Origin of the sequence: uncultured Pseudomonas sp. (assembly GCF_913777995.1) — a bacterium.
Taxonomy (GTDB): domain Bacteria; phylum Pseudomonadota; class Gammaproteobacteria; order Pseudomonadales; family Pseudomonadaceae; genus Aquipseudomonas.
In genome coordinates this window covers 1-16170 of record NZ_CAJYVE010000014.1, presented here as the reverse complement: position 1 = coordinate 16170, position 16170 = coordinate 1, and the positions used below count along the sequence as shown (strand labels likewise).

14 protein-coding genes are annotated in these 16170 nt (G+C 62.4%); 10 read left to right on the top strand and 4 right to left on the bottom strand.

The genetic code is table 11. From position 1 onward, the window contains the following. Position 1: 1 nt before the first annotated feature. The gene (locus QZ497_RS05905; protein ID WP_295472114.1) at positions 2 to 2233 is read right to left on the bottom strand and encodes an AsmA family protein; all 2232 of its coding nucleotides are present in this window, start codon (positions 2231 to 2233) and stop codon (positions 2 to 4) included. Between the two features lie 462 nt (positions 2234 to 2695). Here QZ497_RS05905 and QZ497_RS05900 point away from each other — a divergent pair, with 462 nt between their 5' ends. Continuing rightward, positions 2696 to 4357: an OFA family MFS transporter gene (locus tag QZ497_RS05900; protein ID WP_295472112.1), complete on the top strand. Its 1662-nt coding sequence runs from the start codon at positions 2696 to 2698 to the stop codon at positions 4355 to 4357. Positions 4358 to 4443: 86 nt separating this feature from the next. Here the strand turns inward: QZ497_RS05900 and QZ497_RS05895 are convergent, their stop codons facing one another. From QZ497_RS05895 to QZ497_RS05885, 3 genes are all read right to left on the bottom strand, one after another. Continuing rightward, on the bottom strand, positions 4444 to 5970 hold the full coding sequence (locus QZ497_RS05895) for a methyl-accepting chemotaxis protein (RefSeq protein ID WP_295472110.1): 1527 nt from the start codon (positions 5968 to 5970) through the stop codon (positions 4444 to 4446). 430 nt (positions 5971 to 6400) lie between these two features. Continuing rightward, positions 6401 to 8026: a methyl-accepting chemotaxis protein gene (locus tag QZ497_RS05890; protein ID WP_295472301.1), complete on the bottom strand. Its 1626-nt coding sequence runs from the start codon at positions 8024 to 8026 to the stop codon at positions 6401 to 6403. Between the two features lie 204 nt (positions 8027 to 8230). Further along, complete coding sequence (locus tag QZ497_RS05885) at positions 8231 to 9604, bottom strand: amino acid permease (RefSeq protein ID WP_295472108.1); 1374 nt, start codon at positions 9602 to 9604, stop codon at positions 8231 to 8233. Positions 9605 to 9794: 190 nt separating this feature from the next. Here QZ497_RS05885 and QZ497_RS05880 point away from each other — a divergent pair, with 190 nt between their 5' ends. The 9 genes from QZ497_RS05880 to QZ497_RS05840 form a co-directional block, all read left to right on the top strand. Next, positions 9795 to 10265, top strand: coding sequence for an Lrp/AsnC family transcriptional regulator (locus QZ497_RS05880; protein WP_295472107.1), 471 nt, complete (start codon positions 9795 to 9797; stop codon positions 10263 to 10265). 552 nt (positions 10266 to 10817) lie between these two features. Further along, positions 10818 to 11441, top strand: coding sequence for a YitT family protein (locus QZ497_RS05875; protein ID WP_295472105.1), 624 nt, complete (start codon positions 10818 to 10820; stop codon positions 11439 to 11441). A gap of 27 nt (positions 11442 to 11468) precedes the next feature. Further along, complete coding sequence (locus QZ497_RS05870) at positions 11469 to 12665, top strand: amino acid aminotransferase (protein WP_295472103.1); 1197 nt, start codon at positions 11469 to 11471, stop codon at positions 12663 to 12665. A gap of 117 nt (positions 12666 to 12782) precedes the next feature. After that, positions 12783 to 13172 (top strand): VOC family protein, encoded by a 390-nt coding sequence (locus QZ497_RS05865; RefSeq protein WP_295472101.1) that lies wholly within the window; start codon positions 12783 to 12785, stop codon positions 13170 to 13172. Positions 13173 to 13292: 120 nt separating this feature from the next. Continuing rightward, a complete protein-coding gene (gene hisB / locus QZ497_RS05860; RefSeq protein WP_295472100.1) occupies positions 13293 to 13886 on the top strand; it encodes an imidazoleglycerol-phosphate dehydratase HisB in 594 nt (197 codons plus the stop codon). Continuing rightward, positions 13886 to 14524: an imidazole glycerol phosphate synthase subunit HisH gene (gene hisH, locus QZ497_RS05855; RefSeq protein WP_295472098.1), complete on the top strand. Its 639-nt coding sequence runs from the start codon at positions 13886 to 13888 to the stop codon at positions 14522 to 14524. Before hisB ends, hisH begins: the two co-directional genes overlap by 1 nt. A 3-nt stretch (positions 14525 to 14527) precedes the next feature. After that, on the top strand, positions 14528 to 14788 hold the full coding sequence (locus tag QZ497_RS05850) for a DUF2164 domain-containing protein (RefSeq protein WP_295472096.1): 261 nt from the start codon (positions 14528 to 14530) through the stop codon (positions 14786 to 14788). Between the two features lie 104 nt (positions 14789 to 14892). Further along, the gene (gene hisA, locus QZ497_RS05845) at positions 14893 to 15630 is read left to right on the top strand and encodes a 1-(5-phosphoribosyl)-5-[(5-phosphoribosylamino)methylideneamino]imidazole-4-carboxamide isomerase (protein WP_295472094.1); all 738 of its coding nucleotides are present in this window, start codon (positions 14893 to 14895) and stop codon (positions 15628 to 15630) included. A 129-nt stretch (positions 15631 to 15759) separates the two neighbouring features. Continuing rightward, positions 15760 to 16170, top strand: a 411-nt coding sequence (locus QZ497_RS05840) for a HisA/HisF-related TIM barrel protein (protein ID WP_295472093.1), incomplete at its 3' end; no start/stop codon positions are given.

Sequence of the window (16170 nt, the reverse complement as noted above, 5' to 3'; positions counted from 1 at the left end):
TTCATCGTTTGAACAGCCCCTTCAGAGCGTCTTTGAGTTCGGGGCTGACCTTGTCGCCCAGTTTTTCCTCGATCTTGTCATCGAGCTTGTTGCGCACCTCGTTGCCCGCCACCTGCGCGGCCACCTGGCCGAGGCCTTCCTTGTCGACACGGCAGGCCTTGGCACCCAGCTCCAGCGGGCCACGGCAATGCACGGGCCACTCGACACCGACATAGCGTTCGTTGACCTGACAGGCCGGGTCGGGCATCTCGCTCTTGTCGCCTTCGATGATGATTCCCACGCGGTAGTCCATGCCCAGCACCCGCAGGTCCACGTCGCCATGGCCGTTGAGGGTCAGGCCGGGAATCCGCGCCTTGAGGTCGGGGTTGCTGGCCACGCCATTGCGCACGTTGAGGCTGCCGCTCAGTTGCCGGAACGGCGTGTCCTTGCCGCGCGGCTCGCCGCTCAGAGCCTTGCGATTGAGAAAGGCGATGCCCTGGCACAGCTGTTGTTCCAGGTTGGCGTTGACCAGCACGCCGTCGTCGAGGGTGAAACTGGCAGTCCCGCCGAGGCTATCGATCAGGGCTTTCTCGCTATTGCCCTTGCCGGCCAGGTCACTGTTCAGGGTCAGCAGGCCGCGCACCGGCGGTGTCTGGCCCTGGCTTTCCAGCACGCGCTCGACCGGCACCTTGGCCACTCGGGTCTGCACACTGGCGGTGGGGATGTCAGGCCGGGCGTCGAGGTTGCCCTTGACCTCGAAGTTGCCGTTGTAGAGGTTGCCGCGCAGGCTGTCGACGCGGATCACGCCACCGGCGGCCTGGGTCTTGAGCACGGCATTGTCGATCGGCAGCTTGTCGACGATCAGCTTGCCGAAACCCAGCTCGGCCTCGACATCCAGCTTGCGCAGGCGCTCCAGGGGCAGCAGCTTCTCGGTGCTCCAGGCCACCTTGGTGGGTTGCTCAGGCAGTGGCGTGGTGCCAGCGCCGGCCACCGAACTGGCCTCGCTGTTCTGCACTTCGGATTTGCGCGCGGCCTTGGCGCCTTTGTCGGCCTCGCTCTCGGCCGGCAGGTAGCGGTCGGCGTCGAAGCTGTCGGCTTTCAATTGTACGCGCAGCGCCTGGCGCTGGAAGTCATCTACGGCGATGCGTCCGCTGAAGTTGCTGTCGTCGACCTTCAGGTTGAGTTCGTCCAGCGCCAGGCTGGTCGGGGTGCCGTTGAGGCGGGTGAGCAGTTCGACCTTGCTCAGGCTGCCGTTGGCCATCGGCGGCAGCGGCTGGCCGATGCCGTCCATGAAGGCGCGCAGATCGAATGGCGCCACCGACAGGCCACCGCTCAGGCGCGGTGTCTTGTCCAGGTCGCGAACGCGCAGTTCGCCCAATGCGCGCAGCTGGTTGGCGGTGACCTTCAGGCTGTTCCATTCGGCGATGTTGGCGGCCAGGTCGGCCAGCAGCTGGCCCTGGGCGACGAAGGTCACGGTCTTGCCTTGCAGGGGCTCGCCCGCCACTTCGCCGGAAAGGCGCATGTCTTCGAACTGATAGCGCTGCAGCGCGCGGTCCAGACGCAGGTTGCCGGCCAGTTCGGTGCGGGCCTTCAGGGCCGGCTGGCTGGCGCTGAGGAAGGCGGTCAGTTTCACGCTGATATCCGAGCCTTCGCGGACCGGACCGGTGCTCAGCTGGATGCTTTCGGCGCTGAAACTCTGGTTCTTGGCTTCGTCGGTGTACTGCACGCGGGCGTTGTTCACGGTCAGGCTGTCGATGTCCAGCTTAACGGGGCGCGAGGGCTTTTCTGCGGGCGGCGGCGTGGCGGGGGCTCCCTCGGTAGGGGCGTTGGCTGGCGGGGTGCTGGCGCTGGCCGGTTTACCGATGTCTTCCCAGTTGCCGTGGCCGTTCTTGTCACGGTTGAGGATCAGGTTCAGGCCTTCGACACGGATGTCGCTCATCTGCACTTCACGGCGCAGCAGTGGCAGGACTCGTACGGAAAGGCCAAGCATCTGCAGGTCGGCGAACGGCTGGTCGGGGGCGGCCAGGGTGGCGACCCGGGCATCGTGCAGCTCAAGGCCCAGCCAGGGGAACAGGCTCCAGCCGATATCGCCATCGAGGGTCAGTTCGATGTTGGCCTTGTCCCGGGCCAGTTGGCGGATTTCGTCTTTGTAGTCGTTGGGATCAAACAGATGGGTCAAGGCGAAGCCGAGAGCCACGATGATCAGCAGCAACCCGAGAACAAGCAGTCCCAGGAGTTTGCCGAACGCTTTCATGGGCGGTTCCTTGTGGTCGATCAGTCGAAATTAGCCCGTGAGTATACCGATGTCTCCAGGTCCCTGGGCGGGCCCGGTTACCCAGCCGGCTTCGCTCCGTCGGTTGGCTGGGCGGGCGACCGTCTATCCGGCAGGCAGACAATTAATTTGCCTGAATTCATGCAGAAACTTGGAGGGGCAACTAAGCTCGAAGTTTCCCCAGGCATTACAAGATATTTCAGTCATCGGTTATATCTATGGAGCCATAGAAAAATCTGATTGATTTTTTTGCCGAAATACCTGTAACAAAATGCTTACCTGCCTCTTGTAAGTGCTAATCTTGCGCATCGCTGATCGGATGTGGCTTTTTGCCGCATCTTCGTAATCCTCCGACTATAAACGCGGCGGGCGCGCTGTTGCGCGAACCTCAAGCCGGATCGGCGTCAAGTCCTGCGAGCCTTACATACATTGGGGTTGATACTAATGAGTACAAGCACAGCGTTGGGTGGTAGTTCTGCTCAGCCTGCGTTCTTGTCCAAAGAACGCATTATCGCCAAGCCCGGTTTCAACCGTTGGCTGGTTCCACCGGCGGCCCTGGCCATCCATCTTTGCATCGGCATGGCCTACGGCTTCTCGGTGTTCTGGTTGCCATTGTCCAAAGCCATCGGTATTTCCGCGCCTGTCGCCTGTTCGCCAGACATGGGTTTCTTCGCCCAGGTCTTCGCTTCGACCTGTGACTGGCAGATTTCCATGCTGGGCTGGATCTACACCCTGTTCTTCATCTTTCTCGGCTGCTCGGCGGCCATCTGGGGTGGCTGGCTGGAACACGCCGGTCCTCGCAAGGCGGGTGTGGTTTCGGCACTGTGCTGGTGCGGCGGCCTGCTGATTTCCGCGCTGGGTATCTATACCCACCAGATCTGGCTGATGTGGCTGGGTTCGGGGGTCATCGGTGGTATCGGCCTGGGCCTGGGCTACATCTCTCCGGTCTCGACCCTGATCAAGTGGTTCCCGGACAAGCGCGGCATGGCTACCGGCATGGCGATCATGGGCTTCGGTGGTGGTGCCATGGTGGGTGCGCCACTGGCCACCGCACTGATGAACCATTTCGCGACCCCAGACAGCGTCGGTGTCTGGCAGAGCTTCGCGGCCATGGCCGTCATCTACTTCGTCTTCATGATGGGTGGTGCGCTGGGTTACCGCGTTCCGCCGACCGGCTGGAAGCCTGAAGGCTGGACCGCGCCGGCCAAGAAGGCCAGCAACTCGATGATCACCGACCGCCACGTGCACGTCAGTGTGGCCTGGAAGACGCCGCAGTTCCGTCTGGTCTGGCTGGTGCTGTGCCTGAACGTCTCCGCCGGTATCGGTATCCTCGGCATGGCCTCGCCGCTGCTGCAGGAAGTCTTCGCCGGCAAGCTGCTGGGCAACGGGCTGACCTTCAGTGAACTGAACCCTGACCAGCTCAAGGCTATCGCCGCCATTGCGGCAGGCTTCACCGGTCTGCTCAGCCTGTTCAACATCGGTGGTCGCTTCTTCTGGGCCTCGTGCTCGGACTACCTGGGCCGCAAGGCGACCTACTTCATCTTCTTCGCCTTGGGCTTCGTGCTCTACGCCTCGGTTCCGACCCTGGGCCACCTGGGCAGTGTCGCGCTGTTCGTAGCGGCCTTCTGTGTGGTGCTGTCGATGTATGGCGGTGGTTTCGCCACTGTGCCAGCCTACCTGGCCGACCTGTTCGGTACCCAGATGGTCGGTGCCATCCACGGTCGCCTGCTGACCGCCTGGGCCGCCGCCGGTGTGCTCGGTCCGGTACTGGTGAACTACCTGCGTGAGTATCAGCTCAGCCACGGCGTGGCGCGTGCCGATGCCTACGACATCACCCTGTACATCCTTGCCGGTCTGCTGGTGCTGGGCTTCATCTGCAACATGATGATCCGCCCGGTGGCCGACAAGTACTTCATGACCGACGCGGAACTGGCTGCCGAGCGCGCCATCGGCCACGACAAGAGCGCCGAAGGCACGGCCGTGCTGGAGTGGAAGGCTGCCGCTGGCACCACACCGTTGGTGATTGCCGCCTGGCTGGCCGTGGGTATCCCGCTGGCCTGGGGTGTGTGGATCACCCTGCAGAAAACTGCGGTGCTGTTCCAGTAATCCGCTGCTGAGCCTGTAAAAAGGCCCCTCGCAACCAGCTTGCGAGGGGCCTTTTTTCATTGCGGCTATTGAGTTGCGGCGGCACTTCAGAGCACGAAACGGCCCACCACCTGGTTCAGGCCGACCGCCATGCGAGACACTTCGGAACAGGCCGCCGCTGTCTGGTTGGCACCTGTCGCTGTCTGGGTCGACAGGTCGCGGATGCTGGTCAGGTTCTGGTCGATCTCTCGCGCTACCTGGGCCTGCTCTTCGGCTGCAGTGGCGATCAGCACGTTGCGTTCGTTGATCACCGCAATCGCTTCGGCGATCTGTTCCAGAGACTCATTGGCCTGCTGCGCGACGTCAGTGGATTCGCCAGCCATGCGCTGGCTGTTCTCCATGGCCTGCACCGCTTGCACCGAATCGGTCTGAATGCCGCCGATCATCTGTTCGATTTCCTGGGTCGACTGTTGGGTACGATGCGCCAGCGCACGAACCTCGTCGGCGACCACGGCAAAGCCGCGACCCTGCTCGCCAGCGCGAGCGGCCTCGATGGCGGCGTTGAGGGCCAGCAGGTTGGTCTGTTCGGCAATCGCGCGAATCACCTCGACCACCTTGCTGATGTCCTGGGCGCGGGCCGAGAGGTTCTGCACCTGTTCGGTGGTGGACTGCACATTGCCAGTCAGGTCGCGGATCGCCGACAGGGTACGGGTCACGTTCTGCATGCCGGCGCCGGCCAGGCCCTGGGTGCGCCGCGAGGCGTCGGCGGCTTCTGAAGCGTTGCGTGCCACCTCGTCCACCGCGGCACTCATTTCCGTCACGGCGGTGGCCGCCTGATTGACCTCGTCGTTCTGGCGTACCAGGGTGCGGCTGGATTCGTCGGTGACCGCAGTCATTTCCTCGGAGGCCGAGGCCAGCTGGGTGGAGCTGTCGGTGATGTGCCCCAGGGTTTCACGCAGGTTGTCCTGCATCTGCACCAGGGCGTCGAGCATGCGTGCGGCCTCGTCCTTGCCTTGTACCTGAATCTTCTTCGACAGGTCGCGCTGGGCGATGCGTTGAGCAATCTGCAGTGCTTCGCTCATCGGGGTAGTGATGCTGCGTACCAGAATAAATGCCAGGAAAACGGTGGCAGCCAGCGCAATGGCGATAAGGCTGAAAACCAGCGTCAGCCCGTTTTGATAAACCTCTTTTGCATAGATCCCTGCCGTGCGTGCGCCTTGCTCGTTGAATTCCCTTAGTTTGATGATCCGTTCCTGCATGTGGTCTGAGACGGGCCTGACTTCCGTGGAGATCATCTTGGCGGCTGTGGTGGCATCGCCGTCTCGCAGCAGCTGTTCGAGCCGGTCCAGGAGTTTGCCGTAGGCCTCGCTGCTGGTCAGTACCTCACGATACAGCTTGCGATCTTCGTCATTCGCTATCAGCTGTTCATAACCCGTCACGCTATCTATGAAGGTCTTGCGGTGCCCGCCAAATGCAGCCAGGGTCTGCTGGCGTATTTGTGGGTCGGTGCTCAGTGAGCCTCTGAGCGATTCGAGTCGCAGCCGCAGAGCCGAGCTGTTCATCAACGAGGTCTGGCGAGCGCTCACCATCCAGTTGGTTTCGACATCCTGTTCTGTATCGCGCAGCTTGCCCATCTGAATCACGGCAACCGCGCCCAGCAGCAAAAGGATCAGAACGATGAAAGAAAAAATGAGTGCTGCCCGGGGGGGCAATATTCAGCTTGCGCAACGTCTCCATAAGCGGCTCACATCGTGGGGGAAGATGAGACTCGTTATCGGAAATGAGTCAGCAAGGCTTGAGTCTGGTGGCCACTATTTTGCCGTTAATAGCGCTTTTTCTTTTGAATCTTTGATCTGGATCAATAAACGAGAAGAATATTTTTTGAATTTTTTGCGCCGAACACTGTCTTGCCGTTCCGTCGGGAAGGTCGCTTATAGCGTTAGCAGCATGACCGACTCGATTTCGGCTATCAGCCGCCACCGGCGCAGATAGCCTGATGGGTCGAATGCGAGCAAAAGCGCCCCGCGCAATGCGATTGCGCGGGGCGCTTTTGCTCGGGACGAGTTAGAGCACGAAACGACTCACCACCTGATTCAGGCCAACTGCCATCCGGGACACTTCGGAGCAGGCCGTGGCGGTCTGGTTGGCGCCTGCCGCCGTCTGGGTCGAGAGATCGCGGATGCTGATGATGTTCTGGTCGATTTCCCGCGCCACCTGGGCTTGTTCTTCGGCGGCGGTGGCGATCAGCACGTTGCGCTCGTTGATCACCGCAATCGCTTCGGCGATCTGCTCCAGGGATTCGTTGGCCTGCTGGGCGACCTCGGTAGAGCTGCTGGCCATGCGCTGGCTGTTCTCCATGGCCTGCACCGCCTGCACCGAATCGGTCTGGATACCGCCGATCATCTGCTCGATTTCCTGGGTCGACTGCTGGGTGCGATGCGCCAGGGCACGAACTTCGTCGGCGACCACGGCAAAGCCGCGACCCTGCTCACCGGCGCGAGCGGCTTCGATGGCGGCGTTGAGGGCCAGCAGGTTGGTCTGCTCGGCAATCGAGCGGATGACCTCGACCACCTTGCTGATGTCCTGGGCGCGGGCCGACAGGTTCTGCACTTGTTCGGTGGTGGACTGCACATTGCCGGTCAGGTCACGGATCGCCGACAGGGTGCGGGTCACGTTCTGCATGCCGGTGCCGGCCAGGCCTTGGGTGCGGCGCGAGGCGTCGGCGGCTTCGGAGGCATTGCGTGCCACCTCGTCCACCGCGGCACTCATTTCCGTCACGGCGGTGGCCGCCTGATTGACCTCATCGTTCTGGCGCACCAGGGTGCGGCTGGATTCGTCGGTCACCGCGGTCATTTCTTCGGAGGCCGAAGCCAGCTGGGTGGAGCTGTCGGCGATGTGCCCCAGGGTTTCCCGCAGGTTGCCCTGCATCTGCACCAAGGCAGCCAGCATGCGCGCGGCTTCGTCCTGGCCTTGTACCTCAATCTTCTCCGACAGGTCGCGCCCGGCAATGCGCTGGGCGATCTGCAATGCGTCGCTCATCGGTGCCGTGATGCTGCCGACCAGCAGCCAGGCCAGAACCACCGTACCGACCAAGGCGACGGCGATCAGCGTGATGACCATGGTCAGGCCGCTGTGGTAGAGCTGTCCGGCGTGCTCGCCGGCAGCCTTGGCGCCCTGGTCGTTGAAGCTCTGCAGCTTGTTGACCTGGTCTTGCAGTTTGTTGGTGACCGGGCGGATGCTGGTGTTGATGAGGTTTTGCGCCGCCGTGTTATCGCCACTGCGCAGCAGGGGTTCGAACTGCTCGAGCAGGCGATCGTAGGCCTGGGCGCTGGCCGCCACTTCCTGGTACAGGCGGCGCTCTTCGTCGCTGGCGATCAACGGCTCGTAATCCTTGACGGATTTATTGAACACCTGGCGGTAGCCGGCGAATGAGTCCACGGTCTGCTGGCGCAGTTGCGGGTCTGTCGCGGTGGTGCCGCGCAGGGATTCCAGGCGCAGACGCAAGGCGCCGTTGGTAATCATGCCGGTCTGGCGCACGCTGGCCATCCAGTTGTTCTCGACATCCTGCTCCGACTCTCGGAGCTTGCTCATCTGCATGACCGCGACGGCGCCCATGAGCGCCACGATCACGATGATGAATGAAAAGATGAGTGCTGCCCTTGGGGCAATGTTGAGCCGTCTCAGAGTCACCATGATTGTCCTGTCGTCAGGTAAAGGCTGATGACTTGGCTATCGGCGTGTGCCTCATGAGCTGAAGACCATGCGTCGCCTTGTGCGGCGTTCGCAGGGTACGGAATTGAAACCTTTTGATTCAGATCAGGGCCAGCACGGTGACGGGCGTCCGTGCCGTCACTCGGCTGCAGAGGTGGCGGCAGGCAGGCCTGCCGCTGTCGTTCAAAGGGTCTTTTGCGCCATGGCGGCCTTGCGCCGTTTGACCCGGTAGGCCAGGGCCAGCAGGCCCAGCCAGAACGGGATCATGATCACCGACAGGCTGATGCCCGGCGTGCGGTACATCACCACCAGGATACCGAGCAGGAAGGCCAGGCACAGGTAGTTGGTCAGTGGGTAGCCCCAGCTCTGGAAGCTCGTCACCTGTCCGGCCAGGCGCTTGGCGCGACGGAATTGCAGGTGGGTGATGGTGATCAGCACCCAGTTGATCACCAGCGAGGCGACCACCAGGGCCATCAGCAGCGTCAGGGCTTCGGCGGGCATCACGTAGTTGACTACCACGCACAGGCCGGTGGCGATGGCCGAGACCAGCAGCGACAGCACCGGCACGCCACGCGCGTTGACCTTGAGCATGGCCTTGGGCGCATTGCCCTGGGCCGCCAGGCCGAACATCATCCGGCTGTTGCTGTATACGCAGCTGTTGTACACCGACAGCGCCGCCGTGAGGACCACGATGTTGAGCAGGGTGGCGACCAGGTCGCTGTCCAGGTCATGGAAGATCAGCACGAAGGGGCTGCCGCTGGTCACCACCTTGTCCCACGGGTAGAGGCTCAGCAGCACGGCCAGGGCGCCCACGTAGAAGATCAGGATGCGGTAGATCACCTGGTTGGTGGCCTTGGGGATGCTGCGCTTGGGGTCCTGCGCCTCGGCGGCGGTGATGCCGATCAGTTCCAGGCCGCCGAAGGAGAACATGATGAACGCCATGGCCATCATCAGTCCGCTGACGCCTTTGGGGAAGAAACCGCCGTTCTGCCACAGGTTGGCTACCGTGGCCTGCGGGCCGCCGTTGCCGCTGACCAGCAGCACCGCGCCGAACACGATCATGCTGAGGATCGCCACGACCTTGATGAGCGAGAACCAGAATTCGGTTTCGCCGTAGATCTTCACATTGCTGAGGTTGAGCAGGTTGATGATCACGAAGAACACCGCCGCCGACACCCAGGTCGGCACCTCGGGCCACCAATACTGCACGTATACACCGACGGCAGTCAGTTCGGCCATGCCCACCAGCACATACAGCACCCAGTAGTTCCAGCCGGACATGAAACCGGCCAGCGGGCCCCAGTAGCGGTTGGCGAAGTGGCTGAAGGTGCCGGCCACCGGTTCTTCGACAGCCATCTCACCCAGCTGGCGCATGATGAAGAAGGCGATCAGGCCGGCGATGGCGTAGCCCAGGATGACCGAGGGACCGGCCATGCCGACGGTGTGGGCGACGCCCAGAAACAGCCCGGTACCGATGGCGCCGCCGAGGGCGATCAGCTGGATGTGCCTGTTCTTCAGGCCGCGGTGCAGCGGCTCAGGCGAGCTTGCTTGGGTCATTGGAATCCCCATGAGTGTGAATGACGGGCCGACTCGAACGCATGGCCGACCTCTTGTAGTGCTGCGGGTGCAAGGCAGGTGCCATTTTGCAGGGGCGTGATTCTGCACGCTGAGCCGGTTCGCGGATAGGCCATTTAAGCTGATAGGCTGCGCAGCCTGGACAGATTTTCGAGCGCGAGCGATTACCACAATGAAAATGAATGAAATCGACGACTTTGATCTGAAGATTCTCAGGCTCCTGCAAGCCAATGGCCGATTGACCAATCAGGAGTTGAGCGATCTGGTCGGGTTGTCCGCCTCGCAGTGCTCGCGTCGCCGCATCAGTCTGGAGCAAAGCGGCCTGATTCTCGGCTACCACGCACGTATCGCCCCGCAGGCCATGGGGCGCGAGGTTCTGGCGATGATCGAGGTGCGCCTGACCAGCCATCGCACCGGCCACCGTGAACAGTTCCATGCACTGGTGACGGGCCTAGAGGCGATCATCGATGCCTACAAGACCACCGGGGATGCCGATTACACCCTGAAAGTCGCAGTGGATAACCTCGACAGTCTCAACCAGCTGATGGAACTGATCACCGCCGACGACTGCGTGGCGCACATCAAGACCGCCGTGGTGCTCGAACGCCTGAAGGAAAACAGCGAAGTCACCAAGCGCCCCTAGCGTCAATACTGTTCGATTAAGCGCTGTGCGGCTTTGTGGGAGCGAGCTTGCTCGCGAAAAACTGGCAAAGTCGCCGAATCAGCTGTGAAGTTGACGCCGCCTTCGCGAGCAAGCTCGCTCCCACGGTCTAACTGACCAGTATTACCCCTAGCGCCAATACTGTTCGATTAAGCGCTTTGCGGCTCTGTGGGAGCGAGCTTGCTCGCGAAAAGCTGGCAAAGTCTCTGATTTTGCTGTGAGCGTGAAGCCAACTTCGCGAGCAAGCTCGCTCCCACGGTCTAACTGACCTGTATTGCCCCTAGCGCCAATACCGTCCGCTTGAACCGTTAGGCCGTGGCTGATGGGGGGGGGGGCTGCACTGTTTTGAAGCATGGGGCGAGGCTGAGGTGCGTAAGTGGTGCGAAAAAAATCATCAATTACGTTTGTTTTGTGCGTTTTATATGATTCTGTCGCGCAATGTTTTTATATTGAGTAATATCTGCGCTCAATGTGTGAGCGGGCAACCTGCCGCGCGGCATCTCCTGACCCCAGATCCCTTCCGAGCTGCACCCCATGACCGCGACCCTTAGCGCTTCCAAGCCCTCCGATACCCGTCATTCCGTGCAAGAGGATGTATTCGCCGTGGTCATCGCCACGGCGATGATTTCCTTCGCGGTCATGCTGCTGCGCCAGGCCGGGGTGATGACCGGCGGCACCGCCGGTATCGCGCTGTACCTGCACTACACCTTCGCCGTGCCGTTCGGTGCGGCGTTCTTCATGCTCAACCTGCCGTTCTATTACCTGGCGCTGCGGCGCATGGGCCGGGTGTTCACCTTCAAGACCTTCTGTGCGGTCGGCCTGGTGGCGTTTTTCTCCGACCGCCATGCGCTGTTCATCCATATCGACCAGTTGCAACCGCTGTACGCCGCGCTGGTGGGCAATGCCCTGCTGGGCGTCGGATTCCTCATGCTGTTCCGCCACAAGGCCAGCCTGGGTGGTGTTAACATCCTGGCCCTGTACATTCAGGACAGGTACGGCATCAAGGCCGGCTGGCTGCAGATGGGCGTCGACATCAGCGTGCTGCTGGCTTCGCTGACCTTCATCAGCCTGCCTGTACTGGGCGTTTCGGTGCTTGGCGCCGTATTGCTGAACTTCATCATTGCGCAGAACCACAGAGCCGACCGTTACTCGGCCTGATCCACTCATCTTCAGGAGTTTGTCCGCATGTTTGCCCACGTGGAGTCGTACGCCGGTGACCCGATCCTTTCGCTGATGGAGACCTTCGGCAAGGACCCTCGCACCGACAAGGTCAACCTCAGCATCGGCCTGTATTACGACGCCGTGGGGCATATTCCGCGTCTGGACACCGCCGTGCGTGCCCAGCACGAGATCGATGCGGGCGAGCAGAGTGCCTGCGTGTACCTGCCCATGGAGGGCCTGGCGCCGTATCGCAAGGCCGTGCAGAACCTGCTGTTTGGCGAAGGTCACGCACTGCTCGCCGCCGGCCGCGTGGCGACCATCCAGACCGTCGGCGGCTCCGGCGCCTTGAAGGTCGGCGCGGACTTCCTCAAGTACGCCTACCCGAACTCCCAGGTGTGGGTCAGCGACCCGACCTGGGAAAACCACATCGCGCTGTTCGCCGGTGCCGGTTTCAAGGTCAACAGCTACCCGTATTTCGACAAACGCACCGGCGGCGTCGACTTCGACGCCATGCTCGCCACCCTGCGCGGCCTGCCGACGCAGAGCATCGTGCTGCTGCACCCGTGCTGCCACAACCCCACCGGTGCCGACCTGACGCCCGCGCAGTGGGATCAGGTGGTCGAGGTGGTCAAGGGCAATGAACTGATCGCGTTCCTCGACATCGCCTACCAGGGCTTCGGCAAGGGCATGGAACAGGACGCCTACGCGATCCGTGCCATGGCGCAGTCCGGCGCCGCCACGGTGGTCAGCAACTCCTTCTCGAAGATCTTCTCGCTGTACGGCGAGCGCGTGGGTGGCCTGTCCATCGTCTGCGAGAACGCCGAACTGGCCGATCGCGTGCTGGGGCAACTGAAGGCCACCGTGCGTCGCAACTACTCCAGCCCGCCCGTACACGGCGCGCAGATCGTCGCGCGGGTGCTCAATAGCCCGGCGCTGCGCCAGGACTGGCTGGCCGAGGTAGAGGCCATGCGCCTGCGCATCATCGAGATGCGCCAGCGTCTGGTGAGCGTGCTGGCCAACAAGGTGCCGCAGCGTGACTTCAGCTTCATCCTCGAACAGAACGGCATGTTCAGCTACACCGGCCTGACCGGCGAACAGGTCGATGAGCTGCGCGACAAGTACGGCGTTTACCTGGTGCGCAGCGGGCGCATGTGCCTGGCGGGCCTGAACGAGAGCAACGTCGACAAGGTCGCCGACGCCATCGCCAGCCTGTTCGCCTGACCCTTAACCTCCCCTTGGTCTCAGCCGCGGTTGGCTGTATCGCGGCTGAAGCCTCCCGCCAGACAGGACAGGCTTCAGCCGGAAACCCAGGGATTACCCAGACAAGGAAGTGCACGCATGAAATTCGGCTACACCATCATCTACGTCCCGGACGTCAGCGCCTCGCTGGCGTTCTTCTCCCAGGCCTTCGGCCTGTCCACCCGCTTTCTGCACGAGTCCGGTACCTACGGTGAGCTGGAAACCGGCGCGACCGCACTGGCGTTCGCAGCCAACGAGCTGGCGGCACTTAACTTCGACACCGGCCATGTCGCCGCGCATGCCTCCGAGAAGCCGCTGGGCGTGGAGATCGGCCTGGTCACCGACGACGTTCCGGCCGCCCATGCCCGTGCGTTGCAGGCTGGCGCTACCGAACTGGCGGCGCCGCTGACCAAGCCCTGGGGGCAGACCGTGTCCTACGTGCGTTGCCCGGATGGCACCCTGGTAGAGCTCTGTTCACCCATCGGATGACCGCTTTCGGGCCCTTGCCCGGCTACCATCTTGCCTTCTCGTCGTCTCTCGGCTTCATGCCGGGCGCATCTGCGCCTATACTGTCTGCCTTTTTCGCCACTGATTTTTGCGGAGCTGGTGATGGCCGAACGTAAGGCATCCGTCGAGCGCAACACGCTGGAAACCCAGATCAAGGTCTCGATCAACCTGGATGGCACCGGAAAGGCCCGATTCGATATCGGGGTTCCCTTCCTTGAGCACATGCTCGACCAGATCGCCCGGCACGGGCTGATCGACCTGGATATCGAATGCAAGGGCGACCTGGAGATCGACGACCACCATACCGTGGAAGACGTCGGCATCACCCTGGGCCAGGCCTTTGCCAAGGCCGTGGGTGACAAGAAGGGCATTCGTCGCTACGGGCATTCCTATGTGCCGCTGGACGAAGCCCTGTCGCGGGTGGTCATCGACTTCTCGGGCCGTCCTGGCCTGCAGATGCACGTCCCCTACACCCGTGCGGTGGTGGGGCGTTTCGATGTGGACCTGTTCCAGGAGTTCTTCCAGGGCTTCGTCAACCACGCGCTGGTGACCCTGCACATCGACAACCTGCGTGGCGTCAACACCCACCACCAGATCGAAACCGTGTTCAAGGCCTTCGGTCGCGCACTGCGCATGGCCGTCGAGCTGGACGAGCGTATGGCCGGGCAGATGCCGTCGACCAAGGGTGTGCTCTGATGCAGACCGTCGCAGTCATCGATTACGGCATGGGCAACCTGCACTCGGTTGCCAAGGCCCTTGAGCATGTCGGTGCCGGCAAGGTGCTGATCAGCAGTGACGCGCAGGTGATCCGCGAGGCCGACCGCATCGTGTTTCCCGGCGTGGGGGCGATCCGCGACTGCATGGCCGAGATCCGCCGCCTGGGCTTCGACAGCCTGGTACGGGAGGTCAGCAAGGACCGTCCGTTCCTGGGCATCTGCGTGGGCATGCAGGCACTGCTGGAGCGCAGCGAGGAAAACGACGGCGTCGACTGCATCGGCCTGTTTCCTGGCCAGGTGAAGTTCTTCGGCAAGGACCTGGTCGAGGACGGCGAGCACCTGAAGGTGCCGCACATGGGCTGGAACCAGGTCAGCCAGGTCGTTGACCACCCGTTGTGGCACGACATTCCCGACCAGGCGCGTTTCTATTTCGTGCACAGCTATTTCATCCAGGCGGGCAAGCCCGGCCAGGTCGTGGGTCGTGGCCACTATGGTGTGGACTTCGCAGCGGCCCTGGCCGACGGCTCGCGCTTCGCCGTGCAGTTCCACCCCGAGAAAAGCCATACCCACGGCCTGCAGTTGCTGCAGAACTTCGTGGCGTGGGACGGCCGCTGGTAAGCGATGAGCCGTAGCAAGGCCCGTGCGCCGATCCTGACCCTGACCGCCGAGCAGGAGCAGGACGCGACCCGCAAGCTGCAGCGCCTGTTCGCCGAGCGCTTCGAGCTGCAGTTGGGGTCGTTCGAGGTGGCCGAGGTCCTGGAACTGTTTGCCCGCGAAATCGCGCCGCACTACTACAACCGGGCGATCTTCGATGCCCAGCAGTTGCTCAGGGAGCGCGTCGAGAGCCTCGAAAGCGACCTGTGGGCACTGGAGAAAGATTGAAAGAGCAGCTGCAAGCTCCAGGCTTCAGGCTGCAAGAACAGACACCTGCGCATGCTTGCAGCTAGCCGCTTGAAGCTTGCAGCCCTTTTTACCAAGGAAAAAGAATGCTCATTATTCCTGCAATCGACCTCAAAGACGGCGCCTGTGTGCGCCTGCGCCAGGGCCGCATGGAAGATTCCACGGTGTTTTCCGATGACCCGGTGAGCATGGCCGCCAAGTGGGTCGACGGTGGCTGCCGCCGTCTGCACCTGGTCGACCTCAATGGCGCCTTCGAAGGCCAGCCGGTCAACGGTGAAGTGGTCACCGCCATCGCCAGGCGCTACCCGCAGCTGCCGATCCAGATCGGTGGGGGCATCCGTTCGCTGGAAACCATCGAGCATTACGTCAAGGCTGGCGTCAGCTACGTGATCATCGGCACCAAGGCGGTCAAGCAGCCGGAATTCGTCGCCGAAGCCTGCCGCGCCTTCCCGGGCAAGGTCATCGTCGGCCTGGATGCCAAGGACGGTTTCGTCGCCACCGACGGCTGGGCCGAGGTCAGCAGTGTGCAGGTCATCGATCTGGCCAAGCGTTTCGAGGCCGATGGCGTCTCGGCGATCGTCTACACCGACATCGCCAAGGACGGCATGATGCAGGGCTGCAACGTGCCCTTCACCGCCGCCCTGGCCCAGGCCACGCGTATTCCAGTGATCGCTTCGGGCGGCATTCACAACCTGGGCGACATCCAAGCCCTGCTGGACGCCAGGACTCCCGGTATCATCGGCGCCATCACTGGCCGGGCGATCTACGAAGGCACCCTCGACGTCGCCGAAGCCCAGGCTTTCTGCGACAACTACGCCAACTGATAGCCGCGAGCTGCAAACGGCAGGCAGAGCAATCCATTCTGCTTGCCGCAGGCGATATCCCCTACAACGTGATTTGCTTCAGCTTGCCGCTTGTAGCTTCAAGCTTGTAGCGCTTCGAAGGAGCCCTCCATGGCCCTGGCCAAACGCATCATCCCTTGCCTGGACGTCGACAACGGTCGCGTGGTCAAGGGCGTCAAGTTCGAGAACATCCGCGACGCCGGTGACCCGGTGGAGATCGCCCGGCGCTACAACGAACAGGGCGCGGACGAGATCACCTTCCTGGACATCACCGCCAGTGTCGATGGCCGTGACACCACGCTGCACACCGTCGAGCGCATGGCCAGCCAGGTGTTCATCCCGCTGACCGTGGGGGGTGGGGTGCGCACCGTGCAGGACATCCGCAACCTGCTCAATGCCGGTGCCGACAAGGTATCGATCAACACTGCCGCCGTGTTCAACCCGGACTTCGTGGGCGAGGCCGCAGACCGCTTCGGTTCCCAGTGCATCGTCGTGGCCATCGATGCCAAGCAGGTATCAGGC

Coding starts and splice junctions, on each gene's coding strand:
- QZ497_RS05905 (WP_295472114.1), bottom strand. CDS start 2,233: ATGAAAGCGTTCGGCAAACTCCTGGGACTGCTTGTTCTCGGGTTGCTG.
- QZ497_RS05900 (WP_295472112.1), top strand. CDS start 2,696: ATGAGTACAAGCACAGCGTTGGGTGGTAGTTCTGCTCAGCCTGCGTTC.
- QZ497_RS05895 (WP_295472110.1), bottom strand. CDS start 5,970: ATGGGCAAGCTGCGCGATACAGAACAGGATGTCGAAACCAACTGGATG.
- QZ497_RS05885 (WP_295472108.1), bottom strand. CDS start 9,604: ATGACCCAAGCAAGCTCGCCTGAGCCGCTGCACCGCGGCCTGAAGAAC.
- QZ497_RS05880 (WP_295472107.1), top strand. CDS start 9,795: ATGAAAATGAATGAAATCGACGACTTTGATCTGAAGATTCTCAGGCTC.
- QZ497_RS05875 (WP_295472105.1), top strand. CDS start 10,818: ATGACCGCGACCCTTAGCGCTTCCAAGCCCTCCGATACCCGTCATTCC.
- QZ497_RS05870 (WP_295472103.1), top strand. CDS start 11,469: ATGTTTGCCCACGTGGAGTCGTACGCCGGTGACCCGATCCTTTCGCTG.
- QZ497_RS05865 (WP_295472101.1), top strand. CDS start 12,783: ATGAAATTCGGCTACACCATCATCTACGTCCCGGACGTCAGCGCCTCG.
- hisB (WP_295472100.1), top strand. CDS start 13,293: ATGGCCGAACGTAAGGCATCCGTCGAGCGCAACACGCTGGAAACCCAG.
- hisH (WP_295472098.1), top strand. CDS start 13,886: ATGCAGACCGTCGCAGTCATCGATTACGGCATGGGCAACCTGCACTCG.
- QZ497_RS05850 (WP_295472096.1), top strand. CDS start 14,528: ATGAGCCGTAGCAAGGCCCGTGCGCCGATCCTGACCCTGACCGCCGAG.
- hisA (WP_295472094.1), top strand. CDS start 14,893: ATGCTCATTATTCCTGCAATCGACCTCAAAGACGGCGCCTGTGTGCGC.